The sequence below is a fragment of the Nocardia coubleae NBRC 108252 genome (assembly GCF_001612805.1).
In the GTDB taxonomy this organism is placed as follows: domain Bacteria; phylum Actinomycetota; class Actinomycetes; order Mycobacteriales; family Mycobacteriaceae; genus Nocardia; species Nocardia coubleae.
In genome coordinates this window covers 89,712-104,810 of sequence record NZ_BDBD01000007.1, presented here as the reverse complement: position 1 = coordinate 104,810, position 15,099 = coordinate 89,712, and the positions used below count along the sequence as shown (strand labels likewise).

General features: G+C 68.1%; 10 protein-coding genes. 2 read left to right on the top strand and 8 right to left on the bottom strand.

The window, feature by feature from the left end; all coding sequences use genetic code 11:
• Positions 1–240: 240 nt before the first annotated feature.
• From NCO8_RS06150 to NCO8_RS06130, 5 genes are all read right to left on the bottom strand, one after another.
• Positions 241–2,766: a polynucleotide kinase-phosphatase gene (locus tag NCO8_RS06150; protein ID WP_157104793.1), complete on the bottom strand. Its 2,526-nt coding sequence runs from the start codon at positions 2,764–2,766 to the stop codon at positions 241–243.
• Entirely contained in the window at positions 2,763–4,157 is a 1,395-nt protein-coding gene (locus NCO8_RS06145) for a 3' terminal RNA ribose 2'-O-methyltransferase Hen1 (RefSeq protein ID WP_067637140.1), read from the bottom strand. Before NCO8_RS06145 ends, NCO8_RS06150 begins: the two co-directional genes overlap by 4 nt.
• Positions 4,158–4,204: 47 nt before the next feature.
• Positions 4,205–5,536: a permease prefix domain 1-containing protein gene (locus tag NCO8_RS06140; RefSeq protein WP_067637220.1), complete on the bottom strand. Its 1,332-nt coding sequence runs from the start codon at positions 5,534–5,536 to the stop codon at positions 4,205–4,207.
• Positions 5,536–5,898, bottom strand: a complete 363-nt coding sequence (locus NCO8_RS06135) for a PadR family transcriptional regulator (RefSeq protein WP_067637138.1) — start codon at positions 5,896–5,898, stop codon at positions 5,536–5,538. The genes NCO8_RS06140 and NCO8_RS06135 overlap by 1 nt, the downstream gene beginning before the upstream one ends.
• Positions 5,899–5,965: 67 nt before the next feature.
• Positions 5,966–7,186, bottom strand: coding sequence for a cytochrome P450 family protein (locus NCO8_RS06130; protein WP_067637135.1), 1,221 nt, complete (start codon positions 7,184–7,186; stop codon positions 5,966–5,968).
• Between the two features lie 300 nt (positions 7,187–7,486).
• On the opposite strand from NCO8_RS06130, the gene NCO8_RS30475 reads away from it, so the two are divergent.
• Entirely contained in the window at positions 7,487–8,167 is a 681-nt protein-coding gene (locus NCO8_RS30475) for an LppP/LprE family lipoprotein (RefSeq protein ID WP_167353248.1), read from the top strand.
• 4 nt (positions 8,168–8,171) lie between these two features.
• Here NCO8_RS30475 and NCO8_RS06115 read toward each other — a convergent pair whose 3' ends face one another.
• Complete coding sequence (locus tag NCO8_RS06115; RefSeq protein ID WP_067637218.1) at positions 8,172–9,278, bottom strand: metallophosphoesterase; 1,107 nt, start codon at positions 9,276–9,278, stop codon at positions 8,172–8,174.
• Between the two features lie 254 nt (positions 9,279–9,532).
• Between NCO8_RS06115 and NCO8_RS06110 the strand changes: the two genes are divergently transcribed.
• The gene (locus NCO8_RS06110) at positions 9,533–10,675 is read left to right on the top strand and encodes an alpha/beta hydrolase (protein ID WP_084456647.1); all 1,143 of its coding nucleotides are present in this window, start codon (positions 9,533–9,535) and stop codon (positions 10,673–10,675) included.
• A gap of 59 nt (positions 10,676–10,734) precedes the next feature.
• On the opposite strand, the gene NCO8_RS06105 is transcribed toward NCO8_RS06110, so the two are convergent.
• Both NCO8_RS06105 and NCO8_RS32340 read right to left on the bottom strand, forming a co-directional pair.
• Positions 10,735–11,037, bottom strand: coding sequence for a hypothetical protein (locus tag NCO8_RS06105; RefSeq protein WP_157104792.1), 303 nt, complete (start codon positions 11,035–11,037; stop codon positions 10,735–10,737).
• Positions 11,038–11,151: 114 nt separating this feature from the next.
• Positions 11,152–15,069 carry an arabinosyltransferase domain-containing protein gene (locus NCO8_RS32340; RefSeq protein ID WP_245655257.1) on the bottom strand — a complete coding sequence of 1,306 codons (3,918 nt, stop codon included), beginning with the start codon at positions 15,067–15,069 and terminating at the stop codon, positions 11,152–11,154.
• Positions 15,070–15,099: the final 30 nt, after the last annotated feature.

The following is a 15,099-nucleotide window of genomic DNA, read 5'->3' as shown; positions in this document are numbered from 1 at the left end:
TTCGCATTGCTCTTGGGCGGCCGAGGAGGGTAGGGATACCCGGGGCGCCCGCCGTAGGGCTGCTGTGGGTAAGGCTGCTGTGGGTACGGCGGGTTGGTCAAGTGGGTTCCTCTCCAGCGAGATCTCCAGGATTGCTGCCAGTCGGTAGGAGATCTCTACTGCAGGCCGCGATGTTACGCGGATAACAGGATTTCAGCGTTTAGCTGCCGTCGGCTTGGGTAAAGGCGGCCTCTGTGTGGGTCACAGACGTGGGTCGGTCGGGGTGGATTCCATGGCGAGGACCGCGAAGACCAGCTCGTGGATCCGCCACAACGGCTCGCCGGCGGCGAGGGCGTTCAGGGCGGTGAGGCCGAGGCTGTGTTCGCGGAGGGCCAGGCCGCGTTTGCGGTTGAGGTTGCGGTCTCGTAGGCGGGTGAGGTGTTCGGGGGCCGTGTAGTCCGGGCCGTAGATGATGCGGAGGTATTCGCGGCCTCGGCATTTGATGCCCGGCTGGACGAGTTTGCCCTTGGTGCGGGTGGACAGGCCCGCGTAGGGCTTGATGACCATTCCCTCGCCACCCGCGCCTGTGAGGTCGAGCCACCAGGTGGTGGCCTCGGCTTCGGCGGACGGGTCCGACAGGTCGACCACGCGTCGGTCGGTGGATCGGAACGTGGTGGGGTCGGCGGTGACCAGGCGGTCGCAGATGTCGAGGTGCCAGCCGTGGTCGCGGTCGGCGAAGGTGGTGCCTTCGGCGGCGAGCAGGGCGAACGGTGCCAGCGACACGCCGTCGAGATCGTTTGTGGGCCAGCAGTATCGGCGGTAGGCGGTGGTGAAGTCGTCGGCGTTCGCGGCGCGGGCGGCGGTGCGAGCACGCAGGGCGGTGAGGTCGAGACCGCGGTCGACGCCCGCTGCCAATGCGGCCAGTGCCACGGGCAGGGCGGAGCGTGCGGCCGCACCGGCCGCGGCGTACTGGGTGCGGATCAGCCCGCCCGCCTTGGCCGACCACGGCAGCAGTTCGCAGTCGAGCAGTAGCCAATCGGTGTCGAGTTCGTCGAACAGTGTCCCGGCGGCGGCCCGTACCCGGGCGAGCAGTGTTTCGGTGAGGGCGGCGTCGCTGAAGAAGGATCGGCCGGTGCGGGTGTAGACCGCACCGGAGCTGCCGTCGGAGACGCCGAAACGTGTTGTGGCAGCGGCCTGGTCGCGGCAGACAAGCACGACGGCACGCGAACCCATGTGCTTCTCCTCGCACACCACCGTGTCCACGCCCGCCGCCCGGTAGTCGGCGAACGCCTCGGTCGGGTATTCGAGATACCCCTCCACCGACGACGTGGACGGCGGCGACATGGTCGGCGGCAACCACAGCAGCAGACGCGGATCGATGGCGAACCGGCTCATCACCTCGAGCGCGGCCGCCGAACTCTCGGCGTCGACGATGACGGTGCCGTCGTCGGTACGCACGTGCCTGCGCCCGGTGACATCGGCGAGATTCAGCGTCTCGTTGTCGCGAACCGGTTCGGCGACAAGCGGTTTCACCGGTTCGTAGTACGTCCGTTCGGCGGGCACCGCGACGAAGGTCTTCTCCGGGTAGCGCAGCGCGGTCAGCTCACCACCGAAGACGGCACCGGTGTCGAGGCACACGGTGTTGTTGACCCACTCCACTTTCGGTGTCGGCACGTGCCCGTACACCACCATCGCCGAGCCGCGATAGTCACGCGCCCACGGATAACGCACCGGAAGACCGTATTCGTCTGTCTCCCCGGTGGATTCGCCGTAGAGGCAGAAGTCGCGTACCCGCCCGGAGGCGCGTCCGTGGTATTCCTCCTTGAGTCCCGCGTGCGCGACGACGAGCCGCCCACCGTCGAGCCGCAGGTGGCTGACGAGCTTGTCGATCCACCGCGCCGCCTCGTCGACGAACTCCGGTGTCTCCGACTCCAACTGCTCGAGCGTCTCGGCCAGTCCGTGCGACACCGTCACCTGCCTGCCACGCAATTTGCGCAGCAGCTTCTGCTCGTGATTGCCAGGCACACACAGCGCGTGGCCGCTGTCGGTCATGCCCATCACCAGCCGCAGCACTCCCGGTGAATCCGGTCCCCGATCCACGAGATCGCCGACGAACACGGCCTGGCGCCCGTCCGGGTGAGTCGCATCGACCGGCCGGCCCGCCTCGTCGCGCACCAACACCCAGCCGAGTTCGGTGAGCAGGGACTCCAATTCGGCGTGGCACCCGTGCACGTCGCCGATGATGTCGAACGGTCCGGTGAGTTCGCGCCGGTCGTTCCAGGCCCGCTCGTAGGAGATCGTGACATCGGCCGGGTCGCTCACCACATAGACCTTGCGGAACCCCTCGCGTCCGAGCTGCCGCAGCGACCGCCGCAGCTCCTGGCTCTGCCGCCGCAGGACATGCCGTTCGAAGGTGCGGTCCGTGCGGGTCCGAGTCCGCTCCCACGCAACGGCTTCCGGTGTGTCGAGCACGATCGCGACCGGGAGTACATCGAAAGACCGTGCCAGCGCGACCAACTCGGCGCGGGCGTGCTTCTGCACGTTGGTGGCGTCGACGACCACGCGTCGACCGGCACGCAAGCGGATCCCCGCGACGTGCCCCAGTGCGTCGAAGGCGTCCTTCGTCGCGGTCTGGTCGTTTTCGTCGTCGGCAACCAGGCCGCGGAAGAAGTCCGAGGACAGCACCTCGGTCGGCTTGAAGTGTGCGCGGGCGAAGGTGGACTTGCCGGAGCCGGAGATGCCGACGAGAGCGACGAGCGACAGCTCGGGAAGGTCGATGTTCATCAGGCGGCCTTACGGAAGAGAGCGAGCTGGGTGGGGGAGCCGGTGCGCGAGTCGTGCTCGCCGACGGGACGGATGTCGACGGTGTAGCCGAAGGTATCGGCCACGCGGGCGGCCCAGTCGGCGAATTGCGCACGGGTCCATTCGAATCGGTGATCGTCGTGACGGTGACCGTCGAGAGTTTCGTAGTGCACGTTGTACTCGACGTTCGGCGTGGTCACGATGACCGCGCCGGGCGCGGCGTGCCCGAAGACGGCGCGCTCGAGGGCGGGCAACCGGCTCTCGTCGACGTGTTCGATCACCTCCATCAGCACGGCCGCGTCGAAGCCGCGCAGCCGGTCGTCGTGGTAGGTCAGCGCCGACTGGACGAGGGTGATCCTGGCCCGCTGCCGGTCGGGCATGCGGTGGAATTTCAAGCGCCGCTCGGCGATTGCCAGCGCACCGCTGGACACGTCGGCGCCGACGATCTCGGTGAATCGCTGGTCGGCGTGCAGTGCGAGGAGCAGAGTGCCCGGCCCGCAACCTAGGTCGAGGACGCGGGTGGCGCCGATTTCGGCCAGTGCGGCGAGCACCGCGTCGCGGCGCAACTTCACCAGCGGTGTCCTGCGCTCGGTGGCCTCCACGAGTTCGACCGGGTCCTCGGTGGTTTCGGGCTCGAGCTGGTCGTCGGCGGCGCGCAGGCGTTCAAGCGCGGACTGGGTGAGCGAGTGCCGTCCGGCCAGGTAGCGCCGGGCGATCAGTTCGCGGTCGGGGTGGGCGCCGAGCCATCCGGAACCGGCGCGCAGCAGCTTGTCGACTTCGTCGGCGTCGACCCAGTAGTGCTTGGCGTCGTCGAGCACCGGCAGCAGCACGTACAGGTGGTTCAGCGCCTCGGCCAGGCGCACGGTCCCGGTGAGCCGCAGCCGGGTGTAGGGCGAGTCGCCCCACTCCGGGAACTGTGGGTCGAGTGGTTCGGTGGTGGTCGATACCTGCCAGCCCAGCGGCGCGAACAGCCGCTCGACGATCTCGCTCCCACCCCGGCACGGCACCGCGGGCACCTCGATCTCCAGCGGGATCGCCGTGCCCGCCAGCTCGGCCCGGTCCCGGCTGGTGCCGTTGAGCGCCGACCGGAACACCTTGCCCAGCGCCACCGACAGCAGGCTCGACGCCACATACGGCCGGTCGTTGACGTAGCGTCCCAGCGCCGAGCTGTGCCGGCCCTTCGCCGGCCTGGCCAGTTCCACGGGGTCGATCTCGAGCAGCAGCGCCACCGTGCACCGTTCGGTGTCGGCGTGGGGGTAGAACACATGCGCCGTGCCGCCGGTCGTCGCGAACGACTGCACCCGGTCGGGGTGTTTGACCAGCAAGTACCCGAGATCGGTCGCCGGGGAGTGGGTCGTGGAGATCGTCAACAGCACAGACCGATCCTGTCACGGCCGGTCCAGCGAATTTCTTGCGAAAACCTTCAGGCGAAGGCGAACAGCGGCCCGATCACGACCACGACCACCGCCGCCCAGGCGCCGTAGATCGGGAGGTAACGGGTCTGCCAGTGTTCCAGCGCGGTGAAAGGGGTTCGGCCGCGCAGGAATCGCAGACTCAGGTGGGCCGACCAGGCCAGGTTCACCAGCAGCACGACATTCATGCCGAGCGCGACGATTTTATTAGGGCTGGAACCGAATTCGGCGATCCGGGTGGCCATGACCGTCAGCATCATCAGGTCGACGATCAGGGCACTCAGTACCAGGACCAGCTGGACCCGGTCGAAGAAGGCCGGCGGTGCCAGCGGGTCGCGGGCCGAGATCGTGTAGAGCAGCAGGCCGAGCACGAGGACCAGGATGAGGTCCATCTGGATCAGCAGGTCCCGGTCGATGCCGGTGAAGCTGCGGGTGGTGGCGAAGGCGCCGAGCAGGGCGAGCAGCATCAGGATGGTGAGTGGCGTGAACACCCTGGTGAGCACGGGGGCGATGTTCTCGATCACGTTCTGTTTGGCCTCGACCAGCCATGCCGCCACGATCACCGCACCGGCCGCGCCGAACGGCATGATCCAGCGGGTGATGACCGGTTCGATATCGAAATCGAGGGCATCGAACGCGGCGGCCGTGAGGCCCATCAGCACGCCACCACCGAGGGCGAGCAGCGTCAGATAGACGAACCATTCGCCGGTGAACCGGATGAAATCCATGCGCGGACGGTCCGAGCGCCAGTCACCCCCGGCATACGCGAGACCGACCACCAGCCACAGCGCGATCGGAGCGTGGATGCCCGCCAGCACCACCGTCGAACCGCCGTCCTCGAACGGGTACAGATTCAATACGAGCGCCGCCAGCACGAACGGCACGATCAAGGTGAGGGCGACAGCCGCGCTCACCTGCCGCTTCCAGGCGAAATACCCGGTGAGGAAAGGCAGGACGAGAAGGCTCACATTGAGCCCGAGCGTCTCCTCGTGCAGGAACGTGATCCCGATCTTCACCGCCAGGCCCGCGGCGAGCGCGATGGCGATCACCATCATCAGCTCCCGATTGCTCTGGCGCCCACCGTCTTCGGGCATCAGCACCAGCTGTTTCCACAACCGGTCGGAATGCTCACGGGCGAACTCGCGCGAAATCGAGTCCACATTGCCCATCCGCTTGACCGCGACGAGAAACGCTTCCTCGCTGCTGAGACCGGCGTCCTGCAATGTCGAGACCTGTTCGCGCAGATGGTCTTCCATCTCGTCTACATCGGCCACCGAAATCACCCGGTGCCGTTGGACATAACCGCGCCACAGGTCCACCGCGGCGTCGAGTTCGGCATCCATCACGCCCACCCCTGCGCCGTGGCCGGTGGCTGATTGATGCCGCGCCAGACTTGGTCGAGGGCTTCGGCCACGACGGTCCACTGCGCCCGGCGTTCGGCGAGGGCGGCGCGGCCCGCGTCGGTGATGAGGTAGTGCTTGCGGCGGCGACCGCTGTCGGACACGCGCCAGGCCGAGGACACGTAGCCGAGCCGTTCCAACCGGTGCAGCAGGGGATAGAGCATGCCGTCGGTCCACTGCATGCGGCCGTTGGACAGCGTGTTCACCTGCTCGAGGATGGCGTAGCCGTAGGACTCGCCGTCGGCGAGGATCCCGAGTACGAGCGGCGTCGCCGAAGCCGCTACCAGGTCTTTGTCGATGCGCACAGCACTCCCATACCTAGAACCGTTAGGTATGACCCTAGCAGATCTAGGTATGGGAGAAGGGGGAACCTCAGCTCAGGCGGACCGGCAGTGTCGCGTGGCCGTTGGAGATGAAACTGGCCACCGAACCGAATTCCTCTGTGGCACCGGCTAATCGGATTCCGGGAAAGCGTGCGAACAGGGCGGGTAGGGCGATCTCGGCCTCGAGCCGGGCCAGCGGCGCGCCGAGGCAGCGGTGCACGCCGTAGCCGAAGGCCAGGTGTTCCTTGTTCACCCGGGTGACATCGAAGTCGTCTGCGGTGTCGCCGTGCAGGTTCGGGTCACGGCTCGCCCCGGCGTAGGAGGCGAGGATCGGGTCGCCCGCCGCGATGGTGACGCCCTCGAGCTGGATCTCCTCGACGGCGAACCGCAGCGGCAGATGCGCGACCGGCGCCTCGAAGCGCAGCGATTCCTCCACCACATCGGCCCAGGTGGCCTTGCCCTCGCCGACCGCCGCCAGCTGCTCGGGATGGGTGAGCAGGGAGTGCACCGCCTGGTCGAGCAGGTTGACGGTGGTTTCGTGGCCCGCGCTGATCACCAGCAGCAAGGTGTCGACGAGTTCCTGCTCGGTGAGCTGGGTGCCGTCGTCCTCGTCGCGGTGGGTGATGAGCAGGCTGGTCATGTCGTCGCCGGGGTTGGTGCGGCGGTAGGCGACCAACTCGCCGAGGATGCCGTACATGTTCATGTAGTTGGCCTGCGACTCCTCCGGGCTCAGCGAGGTGTCGAAAATGCCGTCGACGCACTTGCGCAGGCCCGCGTGCAGCGAATCCGGCACACCCATCAGCTCGGAGATCACCTGGATGGGCAGCGGGTAGGCAAAGCGTTCGCGCAGGTCGATCACCTCGCCTGCCGGGACGGCGGCCAGTTCGTCGAGCAGACCCGCGGTGATCTTCTCGATCATGGGGCGCATCGCCACCGTGCGCCGATGGGTGAAGGCGGGTGCGACCAGCTTGCGCAGGCGCGTGTGGTCGGCGCCGTAGGCGGTGAACATGTTGTTCACGGCCACCCAGAGGAACAGCGGCCAGTCCGGCGGCACCTCGCCCGCGGCGAACGCGGGCCAGTGCTTGGTGGCGGACTTGGATACCCGTGGGTCGGCCAGCAGCTTCTTCAGCGTGGCGGCGTCGGTGACCGACCACGCCCGCACCGCACCCGGCAGCTCGACGAGCGTCACCGGCCCCCGTGCCCGAATCCGCGCGGATTCTCCCTGGATATCCGCGCCTGCGGGGTCCAGTACCAGTGCCACGTCGTCCATTCAGGTCTCCTCATCGCTCGCACATCACACTGCTTGCGGGGCAAGCCTTTTCGGTACGAATGCCCCCGTTTCACGGTAACAGTGCCATCGATCGCGCGCCGATGCTTTCATTCGGTACCACTCGCCGGGAGCTGCTCGGCGCGGATATCGAATCGGCACGTCACAGCCGGTGGGACGGAGGGTGTGGATTTCGCACCCTAGGGCTGGGATTCGCATTTTCGCCTAACGGGGTCGGCGAGAGTCTCGATGGAGTCGTTGTCCGCGCCGACAGCGTGCGGGGGACTCGGAATCGAGGAAATCATGAAGAACGCAGTTCGGATGAGTGTGCTGATCGCGGTGGCGGCGGGGATGGTCGCGGGCTGCACCGGGGACGACGGGGGCACTGTCCGCCAGACGGCCTCGGTGACCGCCACGTCTTCGGTTCCGGTGGAACCTCCTGTGGAGCAGACCATTTCACCGTCGCCGGGCACACCGTCGCCGGGGAGGCCGTCTGCTGAGGTGCCGCCGGTGATCGACTCACCGGTGCCCTCGGATCCGGAGCCGCCGGCGGTCACGCCGCCCGCCGACGACATCAGCGGGCCGGACCGGTGTGTCGACCCGGGCTCCAGCGGTGTGCGCAACGCGCTCGCCGGGCTCGGTGACGGCTGGGCCGCCTCGCAGGCCTCGGAGGACCGGCCGGGCAGCTGTGGTGAGCTGCTGTGGGTGCGCGCCGTCGGTGGGAATTCGGCGGGTGCACCGATTCACATCATGTTCTTCCACGACGGAAAGTATTTGGGCACAGCGACTTCCGAGGCCTACGCCTTCACCTATGTCGCCGGGGCGAGTGGCAACTCGGTGACCGTGAATTACAAGTGGCTCGTCGGTGACGAACCGTTCGCGGCGCCGCAGGGTGGCCCGGCGGCGATCACCTACAGCTGGACCGGGTCCGGTGTGGCGATGAGCGGTCCGCTGCCGAGCGAGGTCACCCAGCCGCATCGCTGACAGTTCAGGCGGGCTCCGGGTGGAGCACCAGGACGGTGATCTCGCTGGGCGCGAACACCCGCAGCGGCGGGCCCCAGAACCCGGTGCCACGGCTGGTGTAGAGCTGGGTGTTGTTCGCGTGCCTGCTCAGCCCGGCCACGACCGGCTGGTCCAGTCGCACCAGGTAGTGGAACGGCCAGATCTGGCCGCCGTGAGTGTGACCGGAGATCTGCAGTGCCACCCCGGCCGCGACGGCGTCGGCGATCTGCTTGGGTTGGTGGGCGAGCAGCACCACCGGCAGGTCGGGGTCGGCGCCGGTCAGGGCGGCGGGCAGGTCGGGGCCGTGACCGGGGAGTCCGCGCCCGGTCGGGTCGTCGATTCCGGCGATGACCAGGCGGTCGCCGTCGCGGGTTAGGGTGCGGTGTTCGTTGTGCAGTGGCTGCCAGCCGAGGGCGGCCATGTAGTCGATCCAGCCCTGCGCGTCGCCGAAGTACTCGTGATTGCCGGTGATGTAGAAGCGGCCGAGCGGTGCGACGACCTTGCCGAGCGGGTCGACCTGGGTCTGGCGTTTCTCGACCGAGCCGTCGGCGAGATCACCGGCGTGGCAGGCGATGTCGGGTTCGAGGCTGTTCACCACGTCGACCACCTTCTCCGACCAGCGCACGCGGTTCAGCGCGGCGTAGTGGGTGTCGGTGACGACAACCATCCGCAGGCCGTCGAGGCCGGGGGCGAGGCCGCGGATGGCCACGTCGACTGTGCGCACGCGCGGCACCCGGCGTGCCTCGTATACGCCCCAGCCGGTGAGGGCGAGCGCGGTGATCGCCACCCCGGCGGCGACCGGGCGGGCGGGGTCGTCGACACCGATCACCGTCAGCGCGCCGCGGACGAACACGCCGATGACCGACCAGGCGAAGAACACCCAGGACACCCCGAGCAGGGCATCGCCGACGATCACCGCCGGGTCGGATTGGGCCGGGCCGTGCCCGAGGAACATCGCCACCGGCAGGCAGGCGAACAGGGCCGCGACGACGGCGGTCCCGATCCAGAACAGCGTTCCGGTACCGCCGGTGGGTGCCCAGACCAGGGTCCACCAGGGCAGGGCCAGCAGCAAGGCTGGGATCAGCACGAACATCAGGCGTACAGCGAGCTTCACGGGGTCCCGTTCTGCAGGGGCCGCCGGGGTCGCGGCACGAAATTCCTCACCAGCGTAGCGCCCGGATCGTCACCGGTGCCGTGGTGAAAGCCCAGGCCGGTGAAGGTGGCTGCGTCGCACCGTAATTCGGTATGTGCCGGTGGCAGCCGGGCGCGCTATGCTGCGCGGCAGGACATCGCCGTGGGGGCGGGTCGTGTGGGGAGCGGCGTGGCCGCGTCAGCGAAAGGTCGATCATGCGTGGCGTAAACGGGGGAGGGGCGCCTGCGCGCCGATCCGGGCGGGTCCGGCGGACTCTGATCGGGGTCACGGCGGCGGTGTTGCTGCCGTTCGGGACGGTGGTTCCGGCGGGTGCCGATGCCGATCCGAACGCGATCGACTTCGCGGTCGAGTCGTCGATGGGCACCATCAACACGCGCATCGTGCGCGCGGCCGACGGCAACACCGACCGGGTGGTGTACCTGCTCGACGGTGAACGCGCGGAGAACGACCTCAACGGCTGGGAGAAGCACACCTCCATCCCGGCGCAGATGGCGAAGTTCAATATCAATGTGGTGATGCCGGTCGGCGGGCAGTCCAGCTTCTACGCCGACTGGGAGCAGCCGAGCAGCTTCAACGGGGTGAACCCCGACGGGTCGATGCTGCCGAGTGCCGATTCCGGTTCGGCCATCGGCGGCTGGGAGGATACCCAGGGCAAAACCACCGCCTACCAGTGGGAAACCTTCATCACCAAGACGCTGCCCGAGGCTTTGAAGTCGCGGTTGGGATTCAGTTCCACGCGCAATGGTGTGCTCGGGCTGTCCAGTGGTGGCAGTGCGGCGCTGTTGATGGCGGCCTACTACCCGCAGCAGTTCAGCTATGCGGGGTCGCTGTCGGGGTACCTGCACATGTCGATGCCCGGTATGCGGGAGGCGCTCGGTGCGGCCATGATCGCCAGCGGCGGGTACAACATCGAGGCGATGGCGCCCGCGGGTAGCGAGAAGTGGCGGCGGATGGACTCCTACGGCTTCGCCGAGAAGCTGATCGCGAACAACACCCGCCTCTACATCTCCGCCGGTAGCGCCAAGCCCGCCGATCAGGATCTGTCGTCCATCGACGCGATCACCCAGGGCATGCCGCTGGAAGCGATCGCCCTCGCCAACACCCGTTCCTTCGAAAAGCGCCTCACCGCACTGGGTTACACCAACGTGAGCTATGACTTCCCCGACATCGGCATCCACAACTGGGGCACCTGGGAGCAGGTGGCGATCCGTTTGATGCCGGACATGGCACCTCACATCGGCAAGCCCCTGCCCGCCGGCGCCAAGCCGCCCGCCGCTGCCGCGCCCCCGGGCGCTCCCGGAGCGGAGCCGCCGGCCGGTGGTGCACCGCCGAAGTAGGGTTATCCCACAATCCAACCGCCGCTGACCCGTGTGGGCAGCGGCGGTTCGTGTTTCGGCTAGTTGCGTTGGCGGCTTTCGCGCACCACCACCGCTCCCCGTGAGTCGTATTCCACCCGTTCGAATGTGGGGAAGCCGAGCTCGTTCAACGCCTTGAGCGCGGTATGGGAGTTGAACTCTGCTGTCTGGCCGGAACCTGTTGCCAATCGGATGAGTTGCATCGGCGGCCACAGGGCGTTGTTGACAAGGACCACGTAGGTCTTCGGCGTCTCCGGGGTCCTGCCACGGGTAGCCAGGAAGACCTGTTCATCACTGAGGTGAATCTGGGTGCTGTTGATCGTGATCATTGTCGAGCGAGCCATGAGCGGAGATCCTGCCATAACGTTCGTACCCTCCGAGCCGGCCTTGTTTTCGGGCTAACGGAAGGTGATGGTCGACCGGTTTCAGTTGGGGGCGTCCCTCTTTCGTTCGGGCGGTCAGTTGGTTCTGATCGGTGCGGCGGTCGACCAGCCCCAGGTGGGTTCGGTGTCGATGGTGATCTCGGCGGGGGGAGCGGTGATCAGGCGGGTGAGGCGTTGGAGTTCGCCCCAGTCGCGGGTCCAGTCGTCGGCCAGGTAGGACGGGATGGTTTGCGACCGCATGAGCATGCCGGTCCAGCCCAGGGGGCCGCCGCCGGTGTCGCCCTGCCAGGTTTCGGAGACCTGGGCGTTGAGTTTGTCGGGGAGGATCCGCCAGATCGGCATCTCCGCCACGCCTGCTCGATGATCGAAGGGGCGCTGGCATGGGAAGGCCAGTCCCACATGCCAATCCGCGAGTACCGGGTTCTCTTCGCCGACCATCGTGTTCAGCGTTGTCAGTTTCGGCAGGCGTGGTGGGGTGAGTGCCACCCACTGCATCGGATCGGGGTCACCCTCGGTGACGAGGCGAACGGCGTTGGTGCCCACCGGAATCCGATCCAGTGCGACTGGAAGATTCCGCCACCCCGGTGCGCCGCCCACACTCGGCGGGGTCACCTCGCCCAACAGCGAGAACGTTCCCCCGGCCTCCTGCCCGAACTCCACGCGGAGCCGCTGTCCTGGCATGGGCGCCCCATCAGGGCCCATTCCTTCGATGCGTCCGGCAACGGTGAGGATCAACACCCGGTAAGCCGGATCGCGCTGCACCGCTGCGAGATCCATCCGGAACCACTGGGTGACCAACTTGCTGGCGCGAGGCTCTCCCACGGCGTAGCTACCGAGTACCGGCGTTCGCTCGGGAGCAAGCCCGAACGGAAGCGCCACGGTACTCCCGTTGACACCGGCAACCCCTGTCCCGTTTGGTCCTGCGGCTCCAGTCGGTGCGCCATTGCCTGGTCCTGCGGCTCCGGCTGGTGCGCCATTGCCAGGTCCTGCGGCAGCGCCTGGCATGCCATCGCTCGGCCCGCCTGGAGCGCCCGCCGGGCCGCCGTTTGTCCCGCGCGGTACTTCATTGCCACTCGGCTGTCCGCCGGGGATGGCGCTGTTCGGCCCGGCGGGCGCGCTGCCACTCGGGCCGCCGCTGCTGGGCCCTGCGCCGGCACCGGGTGCCGAACCACCTGGCGCTGGACCGGTCGCCGCACCATTCGGGCCGCTGGGGGCGGCACCAGTTGGACCGCCGGGTGCGGCGCCACTCTGGCCGGCGCCGGGGCCCCCTGCACTGCCACTGGGTGGTGAGCCGATGGGGGCGCCAGGTCCTCCACCGCTGGGTCCACCTTGTGGAGAACCGGCTGCCCCGCCGTTCGGACCGCTCGGTGCGCTGCCGGGCCCGCTACCTGGCCCTCCACCGCCGGGACCGGAACCGGAGGGTGGTGCGGACGACTGGCCGGGGCCGGGGTCCGGGGCGAGGCTGCCCACGCCGTTCGGGGTGAAGCCGGTGTTCTCGGCGGCGAGGCTGTCGGCGATGGTGCCGGTATACGGGGTGAGCAGGGAGTCGGCGGTGTTGGTTTCGACCAGGACGTCGTCGGCCATGGCGCAGGGGTTGCCGGTGAGGGCGCGCAGGTTGGACAGTCCGACCGAGTAGGCGGGGTACTGCGAGATCGCCGCCGAGGCAAGCGAACCCACCTCGAAGAGCACGAGCGCTGCCGCAACCAGAGTCAGCGGCGCAACCGGGGCGACCTTGAAACAACCAGCCGCAGACCACTTCCCAGCAAACGGCAACCTTCTGTCGGCCTGCGAGATGCGAGGCTCACCGTCCTGCGTGGTGTCGGGCAGTGGTGCGCCGCGCTCGTCGACGATTGGGTTGTCGCGCCCGGATGTGCGCGGGTTGTCGCCCGCCGGCTGGGAGTCATGCTCGGGTGACGGTGAATGGCTGTTGCGCAGGGAATCGGCGAGGTCGCTATCGTGCTCGGCCCCTACTGGTTGGCCGGCCTGCGTGGGTGCGCCTGGTTTGTCGGCGGCCGTCGGAAGGACGTCTTGCTCGTGTGACGGTGAATGGTCGCTGCGCTGGGATTCGTCGGGTGCGCTGGCGTGCTCGGCACCAGTCGATCTTCCGGCCTGTACGGGGTGGTCGGCGGCTGTGGGGACGTCGTCACTATCGAGTAGCAGCGGATTGTCCTCGCGTCCACGCACACTCGGCTCGCTGTGCTCGGCGTCGACTGACCGGCGGTCGTGCTCGGATGAGCGGGAGCGGGCCCCTGGCTCGGTTACGTCGAGATCGCTGTCGTGCTCGACAGAGCCAGGCCGGGTCTCGCTCTCGGATATGCGCGGTTGGCTGTTGTGGTCGCCAGCGCGTGTCTGAGTGCCGCTCTCGCGCGGGCGGGGTTCGCGGTAGTACTGGTAGAGCGCGAGGAGGAGGGTTGCGGCGGTGGCGGTCAGGGCGAGGGTGGACAGGCTTATGCTGCCGAGGGTGGGGGCGCGGTCGGGCCAGGGGACGCCGTAGCCGGAGACGTACCACCAGCCGTTGGAGCCGGTGAGGCTTACCGCGAGGAGGAACAGGACCGCTGCGGTGAAGAGGGTGCGGACGTAAGTGGCGTGAATGATCTTGCGGCTCAGGGCGACTGCGGTGACAGCGGCGAGGGCGGCGGCCAGGCCCGCGTACACGCCGAAGTGGTGGGTCCACTTGGTGGGGGTGAACATCATCAGCAGCAGTGCCATGAAAACCACTGCGAGCAGGCGGGTTACCGGTCCGCGGGCGGTGCGGGGGACGCGCCCGTGGCGCAAGGTGGTGAGGACACCGATGATCAGGCACAACAGCATGGCGAGGATGCCGAAGCGGCGGGCGAGGGAACCGTCGGGGTTCACCGACAGCAGGGTGTCCCAGCGGGTGCGTTCCTCGAACCAGGACATGTCGGGGCCGACGAGCTGGCGGACGCGGGTGGCTTCGAGGACGGTCGCCAGGGTCTGGTCGGCGAAGACCACAACCAGAACGAGTGTTCCGGCGGCGGCGATCGGTGCGAGCAGCATCGCGTATCCGCTCGGAGTGGAGCCGGAGCGGGCGACGACGGTGCGCAGAACCGGGCGTGAAGCGGCCAGAAGCGCCGCCGTGCAGATCAATCCGGTGGGACCGGCGGCCAATGAGAATGCCGCGACGAGCACGGCGACGGCGGCCGGTAGCACACGCCGTGTCGCCACCGCGCGCTCCATCGAGCACCAGGTGACCAGCACCCCGACGGCGATCAAGGGTTCCGGACGCAGACCGTTGTTGTACGGCAGCCAGATCGAGAGGAACACCAGCGCACCGGTCCACACCGCCCAGCGGTTCGCGGCAATGCCCAAGCGGGGCAGTACTTCCCGGCTGAGTACCAGCCAGCACACGAGTCCGGCGAGCAACGCGGGCAACCGCATCCACACGCCTGCCTCGCTGACCCTGCTCATCCACGCGAGCACCTCGTACGGCCAGCCGAACGGCGCCTCCGCCACCTGGAACCACCGGTAGTAGTTCGCCGTATACCCGGCCTCACGCGCGGACCGGGCCATCGTGAGGATGTACCCGTCATCGGAACTGTTCGCCCCGATCACATGCCACACGACCAGCACGCCCGCCACAGTTGCGTCGACCGCGCGGAACCGCCACCAGCCCATCGGAAGTAACCGGCGGGTGCGCCTGCCGTCGCGAGGGTCACTGCGGTGCAGGCAGATCAGCGCCACCAGCGTGCACAGCACCGCACCGATGATCGCCGCCAGCTTCCACCCACTCGGACTCGACGAGAATCGCGCGTCGATCTCGGCATGCAACCGCGCATCACCGAGCCGCCCCCGATCGAGTTCGGTGAACACACCGACAACCTGCGGCCGCACATCCCCCTGCACAGCCGTTCGCATCACCGCTCCGTCGCGGTCCGCCACTCCTACGATCTCGGCACTGGTGCGCCCCGCATCGGAGAAGAGGACAAGCGCACAGCCACCGTCCGCCGCGCCTGGCGCACCACTCTCTGGCACTGCCGATGGTGCGCTGCTCGCCGGTGCCCC